The sequence below is a fragment of the Staphylococcus sp. SM3655 genome (genome assembly GCF_016917315.1).
Classification (GTDB): domain Bacteria; phylum Bacillota; class Bacilli; order Staphylococcales; family Staphylococcaceae; genus Staphylococcus; species Staphylococcus aureus.
The window spans coordinates 84057-106500 of record NZ_CP070305.1 but is presented as its reverse complement, the minus strand read 5'-3'; the positions used below and the strand labels follow the sequence as shown (position 1 = coordinate 106500).

Below are 22444 nucleotides of genomic sequence, written 5' to 3'. Positions count from 1 at the left end.
TAATTTTTATGAGTAAAGTACACGTTTTCGATCATCCATTAATTCAACACAAACTAAGCTATATTAGAGATGTAAATACAGGTACTAAAGAATTTAGAGAACTTGTAGACGAAGTTGGTATGTTGATGGCATATGAAGTAACTAGAGACTTAGAGCTTCAGGATGTTGATATTGAAACGCCTGTAACTAAAATGACGGCTAAACGATTAGCTGGTAAAAAATTAGCTATCGTTCCAATTTTAAGAGCTGGTTTAGGTATGACTGATGGTATTTTAAGTTTAGTGCCTGCAGCCAGAGTTGGACATATCGGTTTGTATCGAGATCCCGAAACATTAAAGGCTGTAGAGTATTTTGCTAAGTTACCTCAAGATATTACTGAAAGACAAATCATTGTTGTTGATCCTATGTTAGCAACAGGCGCATCAGCAATTGAAGCTATTACTTCATTGAAGAAACGTGGCGCTAAAAATATTCGCTTCATGTGTTTAATTGCAGCACCAGAAGGCGTAGAAAAGATGCATGAAGCACATCCAGATGTAGATATTTATATTGCTGCACTTGATGAAAAGCTAAATGATAAAGCATATATCACACCAGGGTTAGGCGACGCTGGAGATAGATTGTTTGGTACTAAATAGAAGAATCGGAGATAAGTAGTTTGATGAAAAAGATTATGACCATATTTGGAACAAGACCCGAAGCCATAAAGATGGCTCCTTTAGTTAAAGCTTTGGAACAAGAAAAAATGCTCGAGCCAATTGTTGTTGTTACAGCACAGCATAGAGAAATGCTTGATTCAGTATTAAGTACCTTTGAAATCAAACCAAAATACGATTTGAATATTATGAAATCAGGACAGACACTTTCTGAGATAACTTCTAAATCAATCACTCAATTAGAACAAGTGATTCAATTAGAAAAACCAGACATGGTACTTGTACATGGTGATACGATGACGACATTTGCAGGTGGTTTAGCGGCATTTTATAACCAAGTGCCGATTGGACACGTTGAAGCAGGGCTTAGAAGTTATGATAAATATTCACCTTTTCCGGAAGAGGTGAATAGACAATTAGTTGGTGTATTAGCTGACTTACATTTTGCACCTACTAAAAATGCTGCATCGCATTTGTTAAGTGAAGGGAAATATTCAGAAAGTGTTGTTGTCACTGGTAATACTGCGATTGATGCTATGAAATATACAGTTGATGACAATTATAAATCTAACATCATGGATAAATACCATGACAAAAAATTCATTCTTATGACAGCACACCGACGAGAAAATATCGGGAAACCCATGGAAAATATATTTAAAGCGGTTAGACGCTTAATAGATGAGTATACTGATTTAGCACTGGTATATCCAATGCATAAAAACCCGAAAGTTCGAGAGGTGGCTCAAAAGATTTTAGGTAGTCATGACAGAATTGAATTGATTGAACCTTTGGACGTAGTAGATTTCCATAATTTTGCTAAAAAATCTTATTTTATTTTGACAGATTCAGGTGGAATTCAGGAAGAAGCGCCATCATTTAATAAGCCAGTTTTAGTTTTGCGAAGCGTTACAGAACGTCCTGAAGGTGTTGAAGCTGGCACATTAAAAGTCATTGGAACAAATAAGCAAAATGTGTATCAAGCTGCAAAAGAATTAATCGATGATGAGAGATTATATCATCAAATGTCTGAAGCATCTAATCCTTACGGTGATGGATTTGCTTCAGAAAGAATAGTTAATCATATTAAGTATTATTTGAATTTAATCACTGAAAAACCAAGCGATTTCTGAGGAAAATAGGCTTTTTGTCTAATTGTGTCTAAATTGCGTCTGACTATGCTTATTTTTTTACAACAATTTGAATAGAATTGACACCACAAATCGCCTATATTATCATTTAGTTTGTATGAGTGGAACGGTTTTCATGATTGATATCAGTCACACGGAGGCATATAAAATGAGTCGTTTCTACAACATTTTTAAACAGTTCATTCAATATTATTTTTATCTAATAATAATATTGGGAGGATTATACCTTTATACACACCATGCATTTATCTTAGGATTAATCATTGGTGTTACTGGTTCTGCAATCAACACATGTATTTTTGAATGCTATTTAGCTAAAGCTAAAAGACCAGACACTATGCATATTTCAACTGGAAATATGTGGCGATACTTAGTTGCAATTATTGCCTGTATGATTTGGTACCTTAATAAAGCGCATGTAAGTATCATCGGTATAATTATTGGTTTAATGATTTCATATGTTGTAGTTATCATACGTCCTTTACTAAAGGTGAGCAAATAAATTAAGAAAGAGGTGAGATTATGGATCACAAATCCCCGCTCGTGAGTTGGAATTTATTCGGTTTTGATATCGTTTTCAATTTATCAAGTATATTGATGATACTTGTTACGGCGTTTCTTGTTTTTCTACTTGCTATCATTTGTACGCGTAATTTGAAAAAAAGACCAACTGGCAAACAAAATTTCGTTGAATGGATTTTTGATTTCGTGAGGGGAATCATTGAAGGTAACATGGCTTGGAAAAAAGGTGGTCAATTCCACTTCTTAGCAGTAACGCTGATTCTGTACATTTTTATAGCTAATATGTTAGGTCTTCCGTTTTCTATAGTAACGAAAGATCACACATTGTGGTGGAAATCACCGACAGCTGATGCAACAGTGACTTTAACGTTGTCTACAACGATAATACTGTTAACTCACTTTTATGGAATTAAAATGCGTGGTACGAAACAATATCTTAAAGGTTATGTACAGCCGTTTTGGCCATTGGCAATTATTAATGTTTTCGAAGAGTTCACTTCAACATTAACGCTTGGTCTGCGTTTGTACGGTAACATATTTGCAGGTGAGATACTATTAACATTACTTGCTGGCTTATTCTTTAACGAACCAGCATGGGGTTGGATTATTAGTATCCCAGGATTAATTGTTTGGCAAGCATTTTCAATATTTGTAGGAACAATCCAAGCATATATCTTTATTATGCTTTCGATGGTTTATATGTCACATAAAGTGGCAGATGAACACTAAAAATTTCAATAATTATATACAATCACAGGAGGAAATTAAATTATGAATTTAATCGCAGCAGCAATCGCAATTGGTTTATCAGCATTAGGAGCAGGTATCGGTAACGGTTTAATCGTTTCAAGAACAGTTGAAGGTGTAGCACGTCAACCAGAAGCACGTGGTCAATTAATGGGTATCATGTTCATTGGTGTAGGTTTAGTTGAGGCATTACCTATCATCGGTGTAGTAATTGCATTCATGACATTTGCTGGATAATTAACAGATAAAAGAGGTCGGGACAAAGCGCATAGGACATAATTCATGATGCATATATAGTAATATCTTTGAACTTTATTAAATAGTTGAGATATGAATGCACCATGCCTATCGCATAAATTCAGTAGGTCCTAACCTCGTCGTTTTTTCTATATAACACTAGCGATTATTTTAATGAAAGGAGTGTCATGAACCCGTGACTGAAACAGCTAACTTATTCGTTCTTGGTGCAGCTGGAGGCGTTGAGTGGGGTACTGTGATTGTACAGGTCCTAACTTTCATCGTGTTACTTGCGTTACTTAAAAAGTTCGCATGGGGTCCATTGAAAGATGTAATGGATAAACGTGAAAGAGATATTAACAGAGATATCGATGACGCAGAACAAGCTAAGTTAAATGCACAGAAACTTGAAGAAGAAAATAAACAAAAACTTAAAGAAACACAAGAAGAAGTTCAAAAGATTTTAGAAGATGCTAAGGTTCAAGCACGTCAACAGCAAGAACAAATTATTCATGAAGCAAACGTACGTGCAAACGGTATGATTGAAACAGCACAAAGTGAAATCAATAGCCAAAAAGAACGTGCCATTGCAGATATTAATAATCAAGTATCTGAACTATCAGTGTTAATTGCTTCTAAAGTTCTTAGAAAAGAAATTTCTGAACAAGACCAAAAAGCATTGGTTGACAAGTATCTAAAAGAGGCAGGCGATAAATAATGGTAAAAGTAGCTAACAAGTATGCTAAAGCATTATTTGACGTGTCATTAGATACAAATAATTTAGAGACTATTAATGAAGAATTAACAGTTATAAATGAAGCAGTAAAAGATAAAATTGAGCAATTGAAAATGGTTGACAGTAATCCAACTCAAACAGCAGAACAACGTCGTGAGTTGATTAATGGTGTATTTACTGACATTAATCCATACATTAAAAATATGATGTACGTGTTAGCAGATAATAGACATATCTCATTAATAGCTGACGTATTCAAGGCGTTCCAAAGCTTATATAACGGACACTACAATCAAGATTTTGCAACAATTGAGTCAACATATGAATTGAGTCAAGAAGAGTTAGATAAGATTGTCAAACTAGTAACTCAACAAACGAAGTTATCTAAAGTTATTGTAGATACAAAAATTAATCCAGATTTAATTGGTGGATTTAGAGTTAAAGTCGGCACAACTGTATTAGATGGTAGTGTTAGAAATGATCTTGTCCAATTACAAAGAAAATTTAGAAGAGTTAATTAATTATAAAGAGGAGTGACATAGATGGCCATAAAAGCTGAAGAAATCAGTGCATTACTTCGCTCACAAATTGAAAATTATGAGTCAGAAATGTCCGTAACTGATGTAGGTACTGTATTACAAATTGGTGATGGTATTGCATTAATTCACGGATTAAATGACGTTATGGCTGGTGAGCTAGTAGAATTCCATAACGGCGTACTTGGTTTAGCCCAAAACCTTGAAGAGTCAAACGTGGGTGTGGTTATTTTAGGACCATACACAGGTATTACTGAAGGTGACGAAGTTAAACGTACTGGTCGTATCATGGAAGTACCAGTAGGTGAAGAACTAATCGGAAGAGTTGTTAATCCATTAGGACAACCTATTGATGGACAAGGACCGATTAACACAACTAAAACACGTCCAGTAGAGAAAAAAGCTACTGGTGTAATGGATCGTAAATCAGTAGATGAGCCATTACAAACAGGTATCAAAGCAATTGATGCTTTAGTACCAATTGGTAGAGGTCAACGTGAGTTAATCATCGGTGACCGTCAAACAGGTAAAACAACAATTGCAATTGACACAATTTTGAACCAAAAAGATCAAGGTACGATTTGTATCTATGTTGCTATTGGTCAAAAAGATTCAACAGTAAGAGCAAATGTTGAAAAGTTAAGACAAGCAGGCGCTTTAGACTACACTATTGTTGTAGCAGCATCAGCTTCTGAACCTTCTCCATTATTATATATTGCACCATATTCAGGTGTAACAATGGGTGAAGAATTCATGTTTAACGGTAAACATGTTTTAATCGTTTATGATGATTTAACTAAACAAGCAGCAGCTTATCGTGAGTTATCATTATTATTACGTAGACCTCCAGGTCGTGAAGCATACCCAGGTGACGTATTCTACTTACATAGTAGATTATTAGAAAGAGCAGCAAAATTAAACGATGACTTAGGTGGCGGTTCAATTACTGCATTACCAATTATCGAAACACAAGCTGGTGATATTTCAGCTTATGTACCAACAAACGTTATTTCAATTACAGATGGACAAATCTTCTTACAATCTGATTTATTCTTCTCAGGTGTAAGACCAGCGATTAATGCCGGACAATCTGTATCTCGTGTTGGTGGATCTGCACAAATTAAAGCAATGAAGAAAGTTGCTGGTACGTTACGTCTTGACTTAGCGTCATACAGAGAACTTGAATCATTTGCACAATTCGGTTCAGACCTTGATGAATTTACTGCAAGTAAATTAGAACGTGGTAAACGTACTGTTGAAGTCTTAAAACAAGATCAAAACAAACCATTACCAGTTGAACACCAAGTGTTGATTATTTATGCATTAACAAAAGGATATTTAGATGATATTCCAGTTGTAGATATCACACGTTTTGAAGACGAGTTAAACCACTGGGCAGAATCAAATGCTACTGAACTGTTAAATGAAATCAGAGAAACTGGTGGCTTACCAGATGCTGAGAAGTTTGACACAACAATTAACGAATTCAAAAAAAGCTTTAGCAAATCTGAATAATAAACAAGTTTAGTATAAGGTGGTGAGATAGTGGCTTCTCTTAAAGAAATAGATACTCGAATAAAATCAACCAAAAAAATGAAGCAGATTACGAAAGCGATGAACATGGTATCAAGTTCAAAACTTCGTAGAGCTGAAAAAAATACAAAACAATTCACACCATATATGGATAAAATGCAAGATGCAATTACTGCAGTTGCAGGGGCAAGTAGCAATACAAACCATCCAATGCTAAGACCTCGTAAAATTACTAGAAGTGGATATTTAGTTATCACGAGTGATAAAGGTTTAGCAGGTGCATATAGTGCAAACGTGCTTAAAAAATTGATTACTGATATTGAAGCGAAACATCAAGATAGTAGCGAATACAGTATTGTAGTTTTAGGGCAACAAGGTGTTGATTTCCTAAAAAATAGAGGTTATGACATTGAGTATTCTCAAGTAGACGTACCTGATCAACCTTCTTTCAAATCTGTTCAAGCACTAGCTAACCATGCTATAGACTTATACAGTGAAGAAGAAATTGATGAATTAAATATATACTATAGTCATTATGTCAGCGTTCTTGAAAACAAGCCTACATCTAGACAAGTATTACCATTATCTCAAGAGGATTCTAGTAAGGGGCATGGTCATTTGTCTTCTTATGAATTTGAGCCAGATAAAGAATCTATCTTAAGTGTAATCTTGCCTCAATATGTTGAGAGTTTGATTTACGGAACAATATTAGACGCAAAAGCAAGTGAGCATGCGACACGTATGACTGCGATGAAAAATGCCACTGATAATGCAACTGAACTTATTGATGACTTATCATTAGAATATAACAGAGCGAGACAAGCAGAAATTACGCAACAAATTACTGAAATTGTTGGTGGTTCCGCAGCGCTTGAATAATATTTAAAGGAGGAAAATAGCATGGGAATTGGCCGTGTAACTCAAGTTATGGGTCCTGTGATTGATGTTCGATTTGAACATAACGAAGTTCCTAAAATTAATAACGCCTTGGTTATTGATGTGCCTAAAGAAGAAGGTACAATACAACTAACATTAGAAGTTGCGCTGCAATTAGGTGACGACGTTGTTCGTACAATTGCGATGGATTCAACTGATGGTGTCCAAAGAGGCATGGATGTAAAAGATACAGGCAAAGAAATTAGTGTACCTGTTGGTGACGAAACATTAGGTCGTGTATTTAATGTACTAGGTGAAACAATTGACCTTAAAGAAGAAATTAGTGATTCTGTTCGCCGCGATCCTATCCATCGTCAAGCACCAGCATTCGATGAACTTTCAACAGAAGTTCAAATTTTAGAAACAGGTATTAAAGTAGTAGATTTACTAGCACCTTATATTAAAGGTGGTAAAATCGGATTGTTCGGTGGTGCCGGTGTAGGTAAAACAGTATTAATCCAAGAATTAATTAACAACATCGCTCAAGAGCACGGTGGTATTTCTGTATTCGCCGGTGTAGGTGAACGTACTCGTGAAGGTAACGATTTATACTTCGAAATGAGTGACAGTGGTGTAATTAAGAAAACAGCCATGGTATTCGGGCAAATGAATGAGCCACCTGGTGCACGTATGCGTGTTGCATTATCTGGTTTAACAATGGCTGAATATTTCCGTGACGAACAAGGTCAAGACGTATTATTATTCATCGATAACATTTTCAGATTTACACAAGCTGGTTCTGAGGTATCTGCATTATTAGGTCGTATGCCTTCTGCAGTAGGTTACCAACCAACACTTGCTACTGAAATGGGACAATTACAAGAACGTATTACGTCTACAACAAAAGGATCAGTTACTTCTATTCAAGCGGTATTCGTACCTGCCGATGACTATACTGACCCAGCGCCTGCGACAGCGTTTGCCCATTTAGATGCAACTACAAACTTAGAACGTAAATTAACTGAAATGGGTATTTATCCAGCCGTGGATCCATTAGCGTCTACATCAAGAGCATTGGAACCATCAATTGTAGGTCAAGAACATTATGAAGTAGCTCGTGATGTACAATCAACACTTCAAAAATACCGTGAATTACAAGATATCATTGCTATCTTAGGTATGGACGAATTATCTGATGAAGATAAACAAACAGTTGAACGCGCACGTAGAATTCAATTCTTCTTATCTCAAAACTTCCACGTAGCGGAACAATTTACTGGTCAAAAAGGTTCTTATGTACCTGTTAAGACAACAGTTGCAAACTTTAAAGATATCTTAGATGGTAAATATGACCATATTCCAGAAGATGCATTCCGTTTAGTTGGTAGCATGGATGATGTTATTGCAAAAGCTAAAGATATGGGTGTTGAAGTATAACAATTAGGAGGAATGGATAATGAATACATTAAACCTAGATATTGTCACTCCTAATGGTTCTGTTTACAATCGTGATAATGTTGAACTCGTTGTTATGCAAACAACAGCTGGTGAGATAGGTGTCATGAGTGGACATATTCCAACTGTAGCTGCTTTAAAAACAGGCTTTGTAAAAGTGAAATTTCACGATGGAACTGAATATATTGCTGTAAGCGATGGCTTTGTTGAAGTTAGAAAAGATAAAGTTTCAATCATTGTTCAGACTGCAGAAACTGCAAGAGAAATTGATGTTGAAAGAGCTAAATTAGCCAAAGCAAGAGCAGAGTCTCACTTGGAAAATGATGACGACAATACTGATATTCATAGAGCCGAAAGAGCTTTAGAGAGAGCAAATAACCGTTTGCGTGTGGCTGAATTAAAATAGTAAATAAAGGGTCGAAGATGTGATTTCATATCTTCGACCCTTTTTTGAATTATATTGATTTAAAGATACAAAACATGAGAGGGGGGAAGGAATTGATAAAGAACCATTAAAGATTTATGATGTAGTGGTTCTTTATCATTAAACACAGCTAATGTGTATTTAAAAATAGGAATACATGAGTAAAACTCATGTATAAGAAATACTAATTTCTAAAGAAAAAGTATTTCTTTATGTTGGGGCCCCGTCAACTACTGCCAAATACAACACTATAGAGTCTAGACATTGATTTATGTCCGACTCCCAAGAATAGTTTTACTTTTTTACAATCACTAATAGATTGCTAAAATCAAAATTTCCTTCACCACTATCTACAGTCGACATTTCATTTTTTGAAATTATCTACATTTTTTCATACCAAGATATTTTATAGTTATGATATTTATGTAAAAAGAATTATATAGTAAGTTAGCTTAAACTTTACTAAAAACGGGTATTAAACTTTGTATCATTATTTAAATTTTTCATGTACAATGTAATACAGTAATCTTATGAGGTGATAAAATGGATTATATCGGACAATATGCAGTTATCCATTTAGTGTTACATGTTGTATGTATTTGTATTGCCTATTGGGCTTTACAATCAATTAGATTAGATCAATTTTTTAAAAAAGGATACGCCACTCAATTACAAGTGTGTATGATATTTGTTGCTATTTTATTAGGCACTGCAGTAAGCAATTTTATTGTAGATTTGTTACAATACTCGACGCAGGTAAAATATTTAATAAAATAAGTCTAACTCTATGATTTGTAATCAAAACTAGATATAATTAAATAATGACTTAAAATAATTTTAAAATAGGGAAATGTAAAGTAATAGGAGTTCTAAGTGGAGGATTTACGATGGATAAAATAGTAATCAAAGGTGGAAATAAATTAACGGGTGAAGTTAAAGTAGAAGGTGCTAAAAATGCAGTATTACCAATATTGACAGCATCTTTATTAGCTTCTGATAAACCGAGCAAATTAGTTAATGTTCCAGCTTTAAGTGATGTAGAAACAATAAATAATGTATTAACAACTTTAAATGCTGACGTTACATACAAAAAGGACGAAAATGCTGTTGTCGTTGATGCAACAAAGACTCTAAATGAAGAGGCACCATATGAATATGTTAGTAAAATGCGTGCAAGTATTTTAGTTATGGGACCTCTTTTAGCAAGACTAGGACATGCTATTGTTGCATTGCCTGGTGGTTGTGCAATTGGAAGTAGACCGATTGAGCAACACATTAAAGGTTTTGAAGCTTTAGGCGCAGAAATTCATCTTGAAAATGGTAATATTTATGCTAATGCTAAAGATGGATTAAAAGGTACATCAATTCATTTAGATTTTCCAAGTGTAGGAGCAACACAAAATATTATTATGGCAGCATCATTAGCTAAGGGTAAGACTTTAATTGAAAATGCAGCTAAAGAACCTGAAATTGTCGATTTAGCAAACTACATTAATGAAATGGGTGGTAGAATTACTGGTGCTGGTACAGACACAATTACAATCAATGGTGTAGAATCATTACATGGTGTAGAACATGCTATCATTCCAGATAGAATTGAAGCAGGCACATTACTAATCGCTGGTGCTATAACGCGTGGTGATATTTTTGTACGTGGTGCAATCAAAGAACATATGGCGAGTTTAGTCTATAAACTAGAAGAAATGGGCGTTGAATTGGACTATCAAGAAGATGGTATTCGTGTACGTGCTGAAGGGGAATTACAACCTGTAGACATCAAAACTCTACCACATCCTGGATTCCCGACTGATATGCAATCACAAATGATGGCATTGTTATTAACGGCAAATGGTCATAAAGTCGTAACCGAAACTGTTTTTGAAAACCGTTTTATGCATGTTGCAGAGTTCAAACGTATGAATGCTAATATCAATGTAGAAGGTCGTAGTGCTAAACTTGAAGGTAAAAGTCAATTGCAAGGTGCACAAGTTAAAGCGACTGATTTAAGAGCAGCAGCCGCCTTAATTTTAGCTGGATTAGTTGCTGATGGTAAAACAAGCGTTACTGAATTAACGCACCTAGATAGAGGCTATGTTGACTTACACGGTAAATTGAAGCAATTAGGTGCAGACATTGAACGTATTAACGATTAATTCAGTAAATTAATATAATGGAGGATTTCAACCATGGAAACAATTTTTGATTATAACCAAATTAAACAAATTATACCTCACAGACAGCCATTTTTATTAATTGATAAAGTAGTTGAATATGAAGAAGGTCAACGTTGTGTGGCTATTAAACAAGTATCAGGAAACGAACCATTCTTTCAAGGGCATTTTCCTGAGTATGCGGTAATGCCAGGCGTATTAATTACTGAAGCGTTAGCTCAAACAGGTGCGGTAGCTATTTTAAATAGTGAAGAAAATAAAGGTAAAATCGCTTTATTTGCTGGTATTGATAAATGTCGTTTTAAACGTCAAGTAGTACCTGGTGATACTTTAACGTTGGAAGTAGAAATCACTAAAATTAAAGGACCAATCGGTAAAGGTAATGCTAAAGCTACTGTCGATGGTCAACTTGCTTGTAGTTGTGAACTTACATTTGCAATTCAAGATGTAAAATAAAACAAAAAAAACATTCAAAGATTTAATGTGTTGGCATAATCTTTGAATGTTTTTTATTTTGGTTCTTCATCTTTTATGGTGGGAAGGTAAAACTTCCTGCTTTTTTTAATACACAAAAAGCGCAATTGCCTCTATAATTTAAAGTGACCAAACCCAAACTAAAGGAGACAAGTGCGCCTATGTGTAATGATACCTTAGAATTACTAAGAATAAAAGATGAAAATATAAAATATATAAACCAAGAAATTGACGTCATTATCAAAGGAAAAAAAGCAACAGTGGTTAATGCTGTACTAACGTATAAGCCTTCGGCCTGTTATTGTTGTGGAGTTAAAAATGAAGGACAAATTCATAAACATGGTAAGCGTGTTTCTCGTATTACTTTACTTAAAACTCAAGGGTATAACACATACCTCAACTTAGCTAAACAACGTTTTAAATGCTTAGAATGCAATGGCACTTTTACTGCTAAAACGTCAATTGTTGATGAGTCGTGTTTTATCTCAAGATGTGTTACTCAAAAAGTTATAGAAGAAGCTACTAAAGTTAAAACAGAGATTGATACTGCAGAAGATAACTGTATCTCTCCATCTACTGTAAGTCGTATTAGAACTAAAGCGGCTAATTCATTACGAATTAAACCCTTTAATTGTTTGCCAGAACACATCGCTATGGATGAATTTAAAAGCGTTAAAAATGTAACTGGATCAATGAGTTTCATTTTTATAGATAATGATACTCATGATGTTATAGATATTTTAGAAAATAGAACTACAAGATTCTTGCGTGCCTATTTCGAGCGATTCGATTTAAAAAATCGACAACAAGTTAAGACGGTTACTATTGACATGTATGAACCCTATGTCCGATTATTTCGCGACCTATTTCCTAATGCAGCTATTATTTTTGACAGATTCCATATCGTTCAACATTTAAATAGAGAACTTAATAAGTATCGTGTACAAGTTATGAATGAATACCGTAATAAAAAAGGACCTGATTATACAATTTTTAAGAATAACTGGAAAGTCCTATTGATGGATACTAGTAAAACCATATTTAGTAAATACAGATGGAATAAATCTTTTAAGGCTTATAAACGCTCATCTGACATTGTAGAATTCATGCTTTCAAAAGACGATATACTACGACACTCCTACGAACTTGTCCAAGGATTACGAAAAGACCTAAGGTTATGTAATTGGCCTAAATTTATTAATCGTTTAAATTCAGTTAGTAAAAAGTCTGTGAGTAAGGGTGTATGGAAAGCGGTTAAATATTATAGAAAACATCAAAGGATGTTAAGAAATACAATTTATTACCCAGCATTTAATAATGGTGCTATAGAAGGAATTAATAATAAGATAAAATTAATCAAGCGAATTTCTTTTGGTTACAGAAATTTCAACAACTTTAAAGCACGTATAATGATGATTTTCAGCTTGTACAAAGGAGAAAAAAAGAAGACAACCAAGCCCAATAATGGACTGGCCGCCTAATAATAAAAACTCTAAAAGTTGTATTTTAAAAATAGTTCTTTAAATTATATACCCACCACATTTGGTGGAGAACCTTTATTTTACTCTTCTAATTTTTCATCCTTTAACTTTGGTTTAGACTGCATCATTCGATTAAATGATTTTTTTAATTCTTCACCAGATAATCCATCATCAATAAGTTGTTCTAATAAACTTTCAGCATACTGTTGACGTAAAGTGTAAATATGACATTCAAATACGATAGACATTGTTGTTTTAAAATTTTTAATACTTTTCACAGTAGATTCAAATAAAGCTGGATCATTGGCTGGACGCGTGATGACGACACGAATATCCAATAACTGTTCATTGTCTTGATATTCCTTAAATGTTTCATAATGCTCATTAGAAATGACAATTTCAAGCAACCAACCCGTGCCACTTTCCTCTTTATTAATTATTACGCCATCTTCTAATTCATATTCTATAATTCTGCCGTGTTCATTCACAATTTGAAACCTTACTGCTTTAAAAGTTTTCATATTCCCACATCCCATTAGTTTAATATTTATGATTTTTGAATTATTTAGAAGATTTAAGGTCATTTCATGACTAATTTCTTTAAATATAACAAATAACGAGATGCTATAGCTATTAATTATATAAAATTTGCCATTTTGACCATTTTTAAGCTAGTAATTAAGATATAGGCATAGGAGGTGAATCACACACTACATGCTAAATAAAATCGTAATTGTCGGGAGACTGACGAAAGACGCACAAATATTTGAAAAGGAGGATAGAAAAATTGCAACGTTTTGTGTTGCAACGCACCGAAATTATAAAGATGAAAATGGAGAAATCGTCTGTGATTACTTATTCTGTAAAGCATTTGGCAAGTTAGCTTCTAATATAGAAAAATATACTAATCAAGGTACATTGGTTGGTATAACTGGTCAAATGAGATCAAGAAAGTATGATAAAGACGGACAAACACACTTTGTCACTGAATTATATGTTGAAACAATAAAATTTATGTCCCCTAAATCCCAAAATAATGAAATTCTCTCAGATAGTATTTTAGATATTGACTCTCAAAATATAGATAATCATGACTTATTAGAAATTTAAATCCAATTATCCTAAACATCCTTAATATACATTTAATCCATCCTAAATTTTTTATAGATCTAATTAACTTGAAATATACTCACTTAAAAACGACTTACATGACTAGTACTGTTGTGTAGGTCGTCTTTTTGTGTAGTTTTTCTAATAGAAAATAGACATAGATTGCAAAACGATTACATAAAAAATTGCAAATAAAAAACATTTTTACTGTCATGACAATTCTCGATAGAATCATATCTGAAATTATGGGGGATTTCGTTGTAATCACTGTGTAAAAAACAAGGCTATTTTTTTATTTTGTTGTAACCTGCACGGATTTTACAGATGTTACAGTAGTCTCTGTAAAACTTTTAGAGAAACAAATTACTTGTAGGAGGATTTTAAGATTATGAAGAAAACATTACTCGCATCATCATTAGCAGTAGGTTTAGGAATCGTAGCAGGAAATGCAGGTCACGAAGCCCATGCAAGTGAAGCGGACTTAAATAAAGCATCTTTAGCGCAAATGGCGCAATCAAATGATCAAACATTAAATCAAAAACCAATTGAAGCTGGGGCTTATAATTATACATTTGACTATGAAGGGTTTACTTATCACTTTGAATCAGATGGTACACACTTTGCTTGGAATTACCATGCAACAGGTGCTAATGGAGCAGACATGAGTGCACAAGCACCTGCAACTAATAATGTTGCACCATCAGCTGTTCAAGCAAATCAAGTACAATCACAAGAAGTTGAAGCACCACAAAATGCTCAAACTCAACAACCACAAGCATCAACATCAAACAATTCACAAGTTACTGCAACACCAACTGAATCAAAAGCATCAGAAGGTTCATCAGTAAATGTGAATGCTCATCTAAAACAAATTGCTCAACGTGAATCAGGTGGCAATATTCATGCTGTAAATCCAACATCAGGTGCAGCTGGTAAGTATCAATTCTTACAATCAACTTGGGATTCAGTAGCACCTGCTAAATATAAAGGTGTATCACCAGCAAATGCTCCTGAAAGTGTTCAAGATGCCGCAGCAGTAAAATTATATAACACTGGTGGCGCTGGACATTGGGTTACTGCATAAGCCATTTATGCATAGCTAATCAATAGTTATATAAGTAACTTTTAGATTGGAATATATCGGGGAATTCTCGATATGTTCCGGTCTTTTTTATTTCGCAAATATATGTCATTATACAGGCTGGGACATAAATCAATGTTCTATGCTCTACGAAGTTATATTGGCAGTAGTTGACTGAACGAAAATGCGCTTGTAACAAGCTTTTTTCAATTCTAGTCAACCTTGCCGGGGTGGGACGACGAAATAAATTTTGCGAAAATATCATTTCTGTCCCACTCCCAACTGAGCAACAATAATTGAAAATGTTGAAACCGTTTGCTAAGATTAATTTGCAATTGAATACTAAGGAACTACTAGGGGAGCCTTATGATATGGCTGAGATGAATTGTTCAGACCCTTATGACCTGATTTGGTTAGTACCAACGTAGGAAAGTAGTTATTGAAGTGATGGGGCTAGTATAGCAACATTGCCATCAAACTACTTTCATGTTGGAAGTAGTTTTTTTATTTAGGGAGGATTTTTAACAATGGAATTTTCACAAAAATTGTACCAAGCTGCAAAGCCAATCATTAATGATATTTATGAAGATGATTTTATTCAGAAGATGTTATCCGGAGATATAGGAGCTGACGCATTACGCCATTACTTAAAAGCTGATGCTGCGTATTTAAAAGAATTTACAAACTTATATGCATTGCTAATTCCAAAAATGAATAGCATGAATGACGTAAAATTTTTGATAGAGCAAATTGATTTTATGGTAGAAGGTGAAGTGTTAGCGCATGATATTTTAGCACAAATTGTTGGTGAACCTTATGAAGAAATTATTAAAACTAAAGTTTGGCCACCAAGTGGCGACCATTACATTAAGCACATGTATTTCCAAGCGCATAGTCGTGAAAATGCTATTTATACAATTGCTGCAATGGCACCTTGTCCATATATTTATGCAGAAATAGCTAAGCGCTCTCAAAGTGATCATAAGCTTAATAGAGAAAAAGATACGGCAAAATGGTTTGATTTTTATAGTACTGAAATGGATGACATAATTAACGTATTTGAGGCATTAATGAATAAATTAGCCGAATCAATGTCTGACAAGGAATTGGAACAAGTAAAGCAAGTATTTTTAGAAAGTTGCATACATGAGCGTCGATTTTTCAATATGGCTATGACACTAGAACAATGGGAATTTGGAGGAAAAGTAAATGATTAAACCTAAAATAGCATTAACCATTGCAGGTACTGATCCAACAGGTGGTGCCGGCGTAATGGCTGATTTAAAATCATTTCATTCATGTGGTGTATATGGTATGGGCGTCGTTACAAGTATTGTTGCTCAAAATACATTGGGCGTACAACATATTCATAATTTAAATCATCAATGGATAGATGAACAACTTGATAGTGTCTTCAACGATACCTTACCGCATGCTATTAAAACGGGGATGATTGCTACAGCAGATACTATGGAAACGATTCGTCATTATTTAATGCAACATGAATCTATTCCGTATGTAATTGATCCTGTTATGTTGGCGAAAAGCGGTGATTCATTAATGGATAATGACACAAAGCAAAACTTGCAGCATACGTTATTGCCATTAGCTGATGTAGTAACACCGAATTTACCAGAAGCTGAAGAAATAACGGGACTAACCATTGATAGTGAAGAAAAAATTATGCAGGCTGGCCGCATCTTTATTAATGAGATTGGTAGTAAAGGTGTCATCATTAAAGGCGGCCATTCAAATGATACTGATATAGCAAAAGATTATTTATTTACTAACGAAGGTGTTCAAACATTTGAAAATGAACGATTTAAAACAAAACATACGCATGGAACAGGGTGTACATTTTCAGCAGTTATAACGGCAGAACTTGCAAAAGGTAGACCATTATTTGAGGCTGTACACAAGGCTAAAAAGTTTATTTCAATGAGTATACAATATACGCCTGAAATCGGCCGTGGTAGAGGTCCAGTGAATCATTTTGCATATTTAAAGAAAGAGGGATTAGACGATGAATTATCTAAATAAAATACGTATTGAAAACCCATTAACAATTGGTTATACAAACGATGTAGTTAAAAATTTTACAGCGAATGGTTTATTAAGTATTGGTGCTAGCCCTGCAATAAGTGAAGCTCCCGAAGAAGCTGAAGAATTTTACAAAGTTGCACAAGCGCTATTAATCAATATCGGTACTTTAACAGCAGAAAATGAACAAGATATTATTGCGATTGCTCAAACGGCAAATGAGGCAGGCTTACCTATTGTATTTGACCCTGTAGCTGTTGGTGCTTCTACATATCGAAAGCAATTTTGTAAATTATTATTGAAATCAGCGAAAGTATCAGTAATTAAAGGCAATGCATCTGAAATATTAGCGTTGATTGATGATACAGCAACTATGAAAGGTACAGATAGTGATGCTAATCTTGATGCGGTTACAATAGCGAAAAAGGCTTACGCAACATATAAAACTGCAATAGTAATCACAGGTAAAGAGGACGTTATTGTTCAAGATAATAAAGCCATCGTATTAGCTAATGGATCTCCATTATTAGCACGAGTAACTGGAGCTGGTTGTTTATTAGGAGGCGTTATTGCTGGATTTTTATTTAGAGAAACAGAACCAGACATAGAAGCGTTAATTGAAGCGGTAAGCGTATTTAATATTGCTGCTGAGGTAGCTGCTGAAAATGAAAATTGTGGTGGTCCTGGTACGTTTTCACCATTGTTGCTTGATACGTTATATCATTTAAATGAAACAACCTATCAACAACGGATTCGTATTCAAGAGGTGGAATAATATGTTTAACCAATCGTATCTAAATGTGTATTTTATTTGTGGGACCTCCGATGTTCCGAGTCATCGAACTATTCATGAAGTATTAGAAGCAGCATTAAAGGCAGGGATTACACTTTTCCAATTTCGAGAAAAGGGTGAATCAGCTTTAAAAGGAAACGATAAACTTGTATTAGCTAAAGAATTACAGCATCTCTGTCATCAATATGATGTGCCTTTTATCGTTAATGATGATGTATCCTTGGCAAAAGAAATTAACGCGGATGGTATACATGTCGGTCAAGATGATGCGAAAGTCAAAGAGATAGCACAATATTTCACTGATAAAATTATTGGACTTAGTATTAGTGATTTAGATGAGTATGCAAAATCTGATTTAACTCATGTTGATTATATAGGTGTTGGACCAATCTATCCTACGCCGTCGAAGCATGACGCGCATATACCAGTAGGTCCAGAAATGATTGCAACGTTTAAAGAAATGAATCCGCAACTACCGATTGTAGCTATTGGCGGTATCAATACTAATAATGTGGCGCCGATTGTAGAAGCAGGTGCCAATGGAATTTCAGTCATTTCAGCCATTTCTAAAAGTGAAAATATTGAAAAGACTGTTAATCGATTCAAAGATTTTTTTAATAATTAGTTAAATTTTTCCACTTATTGTTTCATACGTACTCATTAATGTGATAGAATAAATCCTATGTGAATATAATGATAGAGGTGGAAAAATGAAGAAAAAAGCGTTACTACCATTATTTTTAGGTATTATGGTCTTTTTGGCTGGTTGTGACTATTCTAAACCTGAAAAACGTAGTGGGTTTTTCTACAATACATTCGTAGATCCAATGAAAAATGTATTGGATTGGTTGGGAAATAACTTATTAAACGACAATTATGGTTTAGCTATTATTATCCTTGTATTGGTAATTCGTATTATTTTATTACCATTCATGTTGTCAAACTATAAAAATAGTCATATGATGCGTCAAAAAATGAAAGTTGCAAAGCCAGAAGTTGAAAAAATTCAAGAAAAAGTGAAACGTGCGCGTACACAAGAAGAAAAAATGGCTGCAAACCAAGAATTAATGCAAGTATATAAAAAGTATGACATGAACCCGATTAAGAGTATGTTGGGTTGTTTACCAATGCTAATCCAATTGCCAATCATCATGGGATTATACTTTGTACTTAAAGACCAACTTGTAGATGGTTTGTTTAAATATCCACACTTCTTATGGTTCGATTTAGGACGTCCTGATATTTGGATTACAATTATTGCCGGTGTTTTATACTTTATCCAAGCATATGTATCAAGTAAAACGATGCCAGACGAACAACGTCAAATGGGTTACATGATGATGGTCATTTCACCAATTATGATTATCTGGATTTCATTAAGCTCAGCATCAGCACTTGGTTTGTACTGGTCAGTCAGTGCGGCGTTCCTTGTAGTTCAAACACACTTTGCGAACATTTATTATGAAAAAGTCGCTAAAAAAGAAGTACAACCTTTCATTGAAGCGTATGAAAGAGAGCACAACGGCGGCAGCAATAAAAAAGGCAAAAACACACAAGTAGTGTCTAAAAAGAAAAAGAAATAACCTTAGCAAGTCCAAATAATGTGCACCCTAAAAGTTGAAGATAATTTTAACTTTATAGGGCGCACATTATTTTTCGCTTCAATAGCGAAACTTAGTGTCACATTATACAATATGTGATAAATAGAAACAGCAGTAAGATGATTTCAAATGTGAAAGTCATCCTACTGCTGTTTTTATTTGAAATAATATTAACGAGTTTTCAGTATGTAAAAAGTGGTTAATAACAGAGTTGTCATTCTTCATCGCAATGTCATCTTGACACAATGATTCATCAGTGTAGCAGTATATGTCGCAAATTTCCACAGCAATTCACTAATACATGTAACAGTGTGAAATAATAACGTCACAACGGCATAATACACATTGCAACGTCCCAACAACATATCATAGAATCGTAACGGCATGACACCAACACCAAACCTGGCTATAATACCATAACACCGCAACGCCACATCATAGCACTACATCAAGTCGCATCGTAGCACCAGCACATCAAAGTAGCATGGCATCAACACCAAGCTCCCACACAAAGTAACATGGCATGACACCAAGCTTCCACAACAACACGCCATTACATCGCATCATCATACTACAACTTCAATGTCTAGTCGTGATAATTCCATTCCGTAAAAAACTGTTTCAAGTACATCATCATAAAGTCGTGACGTTCTTTAGCAATCATCTTCGCCGTATCTGTATGCATTAAAGATTCTAACTTAAGTAATTTTTCAAAGAAATGTTTAATTGCAGATGGTGGCAACTGTTCAACTAAATCATCATTAATCTTATCTAGTGACATATGTTCTGTCCACATAGGTTCACCAAAGTGTCCTGCAAATTGAAATGTTCGTGCAACACCTATAGCGCCTATAGCATCAAGACGATCTGCATCCCTGACAATTTGACCTTCTAAAGATAAAGTGACATGATCATTTTTGCCATTGCGATAGCTCATATTATTAATAATAAATAAAATGTGCTCTTGATCTTCGGTTGATAGTGATAAAGAAGATAAAAATGACTTCAATTCAACATATTGTTTGTTAGCATCTACAACTTTTTCGTCAACGGTATCATGAAGCAAACATGCGAGTTCAATGACTAAAGTATCATTAACACCTTCATTTTCAGCGATTGATTTAGCTAAAGCAGTGACACGATATACATGCGCAATATCATGGCCTGTATAATCATTTTGATGAATAGATTCCATATATTTTTTGGCAGCACTAATGACGTCTGATTGTTGCATTAAAGTTACACTCCTCATATTTCTATTTTATAAGATAGGTGACAATAATTGTGAAATACCTTCTTTAAATTTAATCCAAAGACTTCGCTTAGCATAACGTGCTTTTGTTAATTCAGAAGATACTGCTAAATCATCTATAAAAGCTTGTTTTAATTTTTTGGCAATTTGTTGGTCATAAATAAAAGCGTTGACTTCGAAATTCAATGTGAAACTGCGATGGTCCATATTAGCTGTTCCCACACTTGCAATTTCATCATCTATAACAAGTGTTTTTGAGTGTAAAAAGCCATTGTCGTAGTGAAATACTTTAACACCGGCATCTAATAAGGATGCTGCATTTTTTAAAGTAGCCCAAAAAACAAACGGATGGTCAGGTTTATTAGGAATCATGATATTGACATCAACACCACCTAATGCCGCAATTTTAATAGAATCTAAAAAGGCTTGATCAGGTATGAAATAGGGAGATTGAATATAAATCGATTTTTTAGCAGATGAAATCATTTTCAAATAGCCGTATTTAATCTGTTCCCATTCTTCGTCAGGACCACTAGAAGCTATTTGAACGCCAATTGTTCCACCAGAATTTACATCTGGGAAATAACGATCATCATAGGAGATGTGGTCACGTGTGGCTTGTGAATTCCAATCTAGAATAAATCGTAATTGCAATGCATTCACTGCGTCCCCGACAATTCGTAAATGCGTATCTCGCCAATAGCCGAATTTTTTTGATTTACCTAAGTACTCATCACCAACATTAAAACCACCAACATATCCAATTTGCCCATCTATTACAACAATTTTTCGATGGTTTCGATTGTTCATACGCAAGTTAATTAAAGGTAATTTTGATGGGAAAAATGCTTCAGCATGTCCACCTTTATTGCGAAATGGGCGTAAGCCTTTTTTACGCAGTCCACGAGAACCCATGTCATCATAAAGGATTTTAACTTCTACACCTTGTTCCGCTTTTTTACCAAGTTCATTTAAAATGGTACGACCTAATTCATCATTTTGAATAATATAGTACTGAAAATGAATATAATCAGTAGCATTACGGATGTCTTGTATTAGGTCATCAAATTTTTCTTGGCCGTCTGTATATATTTTTAAATCGTTGTCTGTTGTTAAAAATGCTGCGTTATTATATAACAACATTTGAATCATTTCTTTAAATTTTACAATTTGATAATTGGAATTTGAAAAGTTTTCATTTTTTAAAGCAGCTAATTGCTCATCAACGATTAACTCTAATCCTTTTTTATCTTCCTTATCAATTTTGAAAATTTGGTCACGTTGAATTTGTCGTCCTAATAGTAAGTATAAAATGAAGCCGAATAAAGGCAAGAAAACTAAGACTAGTAACCAAGCCCAGATAGAATTGGCAGAACGTCTTTCCATGAAAATAATGGTAAAGGCGAATAATAAGTTTAAAATAAATGCACCAATAAATATTGAATTTAAAATAATATTAGAATGCTTGAGTGCAATGGATAATAACTCTATCATTTGAAACCTCCCATCGAAAATCTTAAACGAGTAGTATATCTTATTAATTGTATCATGAAGCAATTTAAATATCA

Annotated in this window: 26 protein-coding genes and 1 riboswitch; of the genes, 23 read left to right on the top strand and 3 right to left on the bottom strand. The window is 34.2% G+C overall.

From position 1 onward, the window contains the following. The first annotated feature begins 8 nt into the window (after positions 1 to 8). From upp to JQN76_RS00505, 16 genes are all read left to right on the top strand, one after another. Positions 9 to 638: a uracil phosphoribosyltransferase gene (gene upp, locus JQN76_RS00580; RefSeq protein ID WP_000048712.1), complete on the top strand. Its 630-nt coding sequence runs from the start codon at positions 9 to 11 to the stop codon at positions 636 to 638. Positions 639 to 661: 23 nt separating this feature from the next. Continuing rightward, the gene (gene wecB, locus JQN76_RS00575) at positions 662 to 1789 is read left to right on the top strand and encodes a non-hydrolyzing UDP-N-acetylglucosamine 2-epimerase (protein ID WP_000723418.1); all 1128 of its coding nucleotides are present in this window, start codon (positions 662 to 664) and stop codon (positions 1787 to 1789) included. Positions 1790 to 1856: 67 nt separating this feature from the next. Beyond that, positions 1857 to 2309: an ATP synthase subunit I gene (locus JQN76_RS00570; RefSeq protein ID WP_001801792.1), complete on the top strand. Its 453-nt coding sequence runs from the start codon at positions 1857 to 1859 to the stop codon at positions 2307 to 2309. Between the two features lie 20 nt (positions 2310 to 2329). Next, a complete protein-coding gene (gene atpB / locus JQN76_RS00565; RefSeq protein ID WP_000349655.1) occupies positions 2330 to 3058 on the top strand; it encodes a F0F1 ATP synthase subunit A in 729 nt (242 codons plus the stop codon). A 42-nt stretch (positions 3059 to 3100) separates the two neighbouring features. After that, positions 3101 to 3313 (top strand): F0F1 ATP synthase subunit C, encoded by a 213-nt coding sequence (gene atpE, locus JQN76_RS00560; RefSeq protein ID WP_001048816.1) that lies wholly within the window; start codon positions 3101 to 3103, stop codon positions 3311 to 3313. 196 nt (positions 3314 to 3509) lie between these two features. Further along, entirely contained in the window at positions 3510 to 4031 is a 522-nt protein-coding gene (locus JQN76_RS00555) for a F0F1 ATP synthase subunit B (protein WP_000140679.1), read from the top strand. Beyond that, positions 4031 to 4570: a F0F1 ATP synthase subunit delta gene (locus tag JQN76_RS00550; protein ID WP_000241344.1), complete on the top strand. Its 540-nt coding sequence runs from the start codon at positions 4031 to 4033 to the stop codon at positions 4568 to 4570. Before JQN76_RS00555 ends, JQN76_RS00550 begins: the two co-directional genes overlap by 1 nt. A gap of 21 nt (positions 4571 to 4591) precedes the next feature. Further along, the gene (gene atpA, locus JQN76_RS00545; protein WP_001836709.1) at positions 4592 to 6100 is read left to right on the top strand and encodes a F0F1 ATP synthase subunit alpha; all 1509 of its coding nucleotides are present in this window, start codon (positions 4592 to 4594) and stop codon (positions 6098 to 6100) included. Positions 6101 to 6130: 30 nt separating this feature from the next. Continuing rightward, on the top strand, positions 6131 to 6997 hold the full coding sequence (gene atpG, locus JQN76_RS00540; protein WP_000157603.1) for an ATP synthase F1 subunit gamma: 867 nt from the start codon (positions 6131 to 6133) through the stop codon (positions 6995 to 6997). Positions 6998 to 7018: 21 nt separating this feature from the next. Next, positions 7019 to 8431 (top strand): F0F1 ATP synthase subunit beta, encoded by a 1413-nt coding sequence (atpD, locus tag JQN76_RS00535; protein WP_000511135.1) that lies wholly within the window; start codon positions 7019 to 7021, stop codon positions 8429 to 8431. Positions 8432 to 8450: 19 nt separating this feature from the next. Beyond that, positions 8451 to 8855, top strand: a complete 405-nt coding sequence (locus JQN76_RS00530; protein ID WP_001094394.1) for a F0F1 ATP synthase subunit epsilon — start codon at positions 8451 to 8453, stop codon at positions 8853 to 8855. Positions 8856 to 9192: 337 nt separating this feature from the next. After that, entirely contained in the window at positions 9193 to 9285 is a 93-nt protein-coding gene (locus JQN76_RS00525) for a hypothetical protein (RefSeq protein ID WP_001790611.1), read from the top strand. A gap of 131 nt (positions 9286 to 9416) precedes the next feature. Then, positions 9417 to 9650 (top strand): DUF1146 family protein, encoded by a 234-nt coding sequence (locus tag JQN76_RS00520; RefSeq protein WP_000384523.1) that lies wholly within the window; start codon positions 9417 to 9419, stop codon positions 9648 to 9650. A 110-nt stretch (positions 9651 to 9760) separates the two neighbouring features. Beyond that, complete coding sequence (gene murA / locus JQN76_RS00515) at positions 9761 to 11026, top strand: UDP-N-acetylglucosamine 1-carboxyvinyltransferase (RefSeq protein WP_000358006.1); 1266 nt, start codon at positions 9761 to 9763, stop codon at positions 11024 to 11026. 33 nt (positions 11027 to 11059) lie between these two features. Then, positions 11060 to 11500: a 3-hydroxyacyl-ACP dehydratase FabZ gene (fabZ, locus tag JQN76_RS00510; RefSeq protein ID WP_000447678.1), complete on the top strand. Its 441-nt coding sequence runs from the start codon at positions 11060 to 11062 to the stop codon at positions 11498 to 11500. Positions 11501 to 11679: 179 nt separating this feature from the next. Beyond that, positions 11680 to 12999: an ISL3-like element IS1181 family transposase gene (locus tag JQN76_RS00505; protein ID WP_001808146.1), complete on the top strand. Its 1320-nt coding sequence runs from the start codon at positions 11680 to 11682 to the stop codon at positions 12997 to 12999. A gap of 80 nt (positions 13000 to 13079) precedes the next feature. On the opposite strand, the gene JQN76_RS00500 is transcribed toward JQN76_RS00505, so the two are convergent. After that, a complete protein-coding gene (locus tag JQN76_RS00500; protein ID WP_000846746.1) occupies positions 13080 to 13520 on the bottom strand; it encodes a YwpF-like family protein in 441 nt (146 codons plus the stop codon). 193 nt (positions 13521 to 13713) lie between these two features. Here JQN76_RS00500 and JQN76_RS00495 point away from each other — a divergent pair, with 193 nt between their 5' ends. The 7 genes from JQN76_RS00495 (at position 13714) to yidC (ending at position 19606) form a co-directional block, all read left to right on the top strand. Next, positions 13714 to 14109, top strand: coding sequence for a single-stranded DNA-binding protein (locus JQN76_RS00495; protein WP_000932694.1), 396 nt, complete (start codon positions 13714 to 13716; stop codon positions 14107 to 14109). Between the two features lie 388 nt (positions 14110 to 14497). Beyond that, positions 14498 to 15193: a lytic transglycosylase SceD gene (gene sceD, locus JQN76_RS00490; RefSeq protein ID WP_000752001.1), complete on the top strand. Its 696-nt coding sequence runs from the start codon at positions 14498 to 14500 to the stop codon at positions 15191 to 15193. Positions 15194 to 15535: 342 nt separating this feature from the next. After that, positions 15536 to 15638: riboswitch (TPP riboswitch) on the top strand. Positions 15639 to 15717: 79 nt separating this feature from the next. Beyond that, the gene (tenA, locus tag JQN76_RS00485) at positions 15718 to 16407 is read left to right on the top strand and encodes a thiaminase II (RefSeq protein ID WP_000396074.1); all 690 of its coding nucleotides are present in this window, start codon (positions 15718 to 15720) and stop codon (positions 16405 to 16407) included. Continuing rightward, entirely contained in the window at positions 16400 to 17230 is an 831-nt protein-coding gene (gene thiD / locus JQN76_RS00480; protein WP_000594942.1) for a bifunctional hydroxymethylpyrimidine kinase/phosphomethylpyrimidine kinase, read from the top strand. The genes tenA and thiD overlap by 8 nt, the downstream gene beginning before the upstream one ends. After that, complete coding sequence (thiM, locus tag JQN76_RS00475) at positions 17214 to 18005, top strand: hydroxyethylthiazole kinase (protein WP_001836936.1); 792 nt, start codon at positions 17214 to 17216, stop codon at positions 18003 to 18005. Before thiD ends, thiM begins: the two co-directional genes overlap by 17 nt. Before the next feature lies 1 nt (position 18006). Continuing rightward, a complete protein-coding gene (thiE, locus tag JQN76_RS00470; RefSeq protein WP_000483153.1) occupies positions 18007 to 18648 on the top strand; it encodes a thiamine phosphate synthase in 642 nt (213 codons plus the stop codon). Between the two features lie 85 nt (positions 18649 to 18733). After that, positions 18734 to 19606: a membrane protein insertase YidC gene (gene yidC / locus JQN76_RS00465; RefSeq protein ID WP_000725802.1), complete on the top strand. Its 873-nt coding sequence runs from the start codon at positions 18734 to 18736 to the stop codon at positions 19604 to 19606. Between the two features lie 604 nt (positions 19607 to 20210). On the opposite strand, the gene JQN76_RS00460 is transcribed toward yidC, so the two are convergent. Next, on the bottom strand, positions 20211 to 20858 hold the full coding sequence (locus JQN76_RS00460) for an HD domain-containing protein (protein WP_001187630.1): 648 nt from the start codon (positions 20856 to 20858) through the stop codon (positions 20211 to 20213). 27 nt (positions 20859 to 20885) lie between these two features. Further along, entirely contained in the window at positions 20886 to 22370 is a 1485-nt protein-coding gene (gene cls, locus JQN76_RS00455; RefSeq protein WP_000571549.1) for a cardiolipin synthase, read from the bottom strand. Between the last annotated feature and the right edge of the window lie 74 nt (positions 22371 to 22444).

Coding starts and splice junctions, on each gene's coding strand:
- yidC (WP_000725802.1), top strand. CDS start 18,734: ATGAAGAAAAAAGCGTTACTACCATTATTTTTAGGTATTATGGTCTTT.
- atpB (WP_000349655.1), top strand. CDS start 2,330: ATGGATCACAAATCCCCGCTCGTGAGTTGGAATTTATTCGGTTTTGAT.
- JQN76_RS00505 (WP_001808146.1), top strand. CDS start 11,680: ATGTGTAATGATACCTTAGAATTACTAAGAATAAAAGATGAAAATATA.
- JQN76_RS00550 (WP_000241344.1), top strand. CDS start 4,031: ATGGTAAAAGTAGCTAACAAGTATGCTAAAGCATTATTTGACGTGTCA.
- atpE (WP_001048816.1), top strand. CDS start 3,101: ATGAATTTAATCGCAGCAGCAATCGCAATTGGTTTATCAGCATTAGGA.
- atpA (WP_001836709.1), top strand. CDS start 4,592: ATGGCCATAAAAGCTGAAGAAATCAGTGCATTACTTCGCTCACAAATT.
- thiE (WP_000483153.1), top strand. CDS start 18,007: ATGTTTAACCAATCGTATCTAAATGTGTATTTTATTTGTGGGACCTCC.
- atpD (WP_000511135.1), top strand. CDS start 7,019: ATGGGAATTGGCCGTGTAACTCAAGTTATGGGTCCTGTGATTGATGTT.
- wecB (WP_000723418.1), top strand. CDS start 662: ATGAAAAAGATTATGACCATATTTGGAACAAGACCCGAAGCCATAAAG.
- JQN76_RS00495 (WP_000932694.1), top strand. CDS start 13,714: ATGCTAAATAAAATCGTAATTGTCGGGAGACTGACGAAAGACGCACAA.
- tenA (WP_000396074.1), top strand. CDS start 15,718: ATGGAATTTTCACAAAAATTGTACCAAGCTGCAAAGCCAATCATTAAT.
- cls (WP_000571549.1), bottom strand. CDS start 22,370: ATGATAGAGTTATTATCCATTGCACTCAAGCATTCTAATATTATTTTA.
- murA (WP_000358006.1), top strand. CDS start 9,761: ATGGATAAAATAGTAATCAAAGGTGGAAATAAATTAACGGGTGAAGTT.
- upp (WP_000048712.1), top strand. CDS start 9: ATGAGTAAAGTACACGTTTTCGATCATCCATTAATTCAACACAAACTA.
- JQN76_RS00520 (WP_000384523.1), top strand. CDS start 9,417: ATGGATTATATCGGACAATATGCAGTTATCCATTTAGTGTTACATGTT.
- JQN76_RS00530 (WP_001094394.1), top strand. CDS start 8,451: ATGAATACATTAAACCTAGATATTGTCACTCCTAATGGTTCTGTTTAC.
- thiM (WP_001836936.1), top strand. CDS start 17,214: ATGAATTATCTAAATAAAATACGTATTGAAAACCCATTAACAATTGGT.
- JQN76_RS00460 (WP_001187630.1), bottom strand. CDS start 20,858: ATGCAACAATCAGACGTCATTAGTGCTGCCAAAAAATATATGGAATCT.
- thiD (WP_000594942.1), top strand. CDS start 16,400: ATGATTAAACCTAAAATAGCATTAACCATTGCAGGTACTGATCCAACA.
- sceD (WP_000752001.1), top strand. CDS start 14,498: ATGAAGAAAACATTACTCGCATCATCATTAGCAGTAGGTTTAGGAATC.
- JQN76_RS00500 (WP_000846746.1), bottom strand. CDS start 13,520: ATGAAAACTTTTAAAGCAGTAAGGTTTCAAATTGTGAATGAACACGGC.
- fabZ (WP_000447678.1), top strand. CDS start 11,060: ATGGAAACAATTTTTGATTATAACCAAATTAAACAAATTATACCTCAC.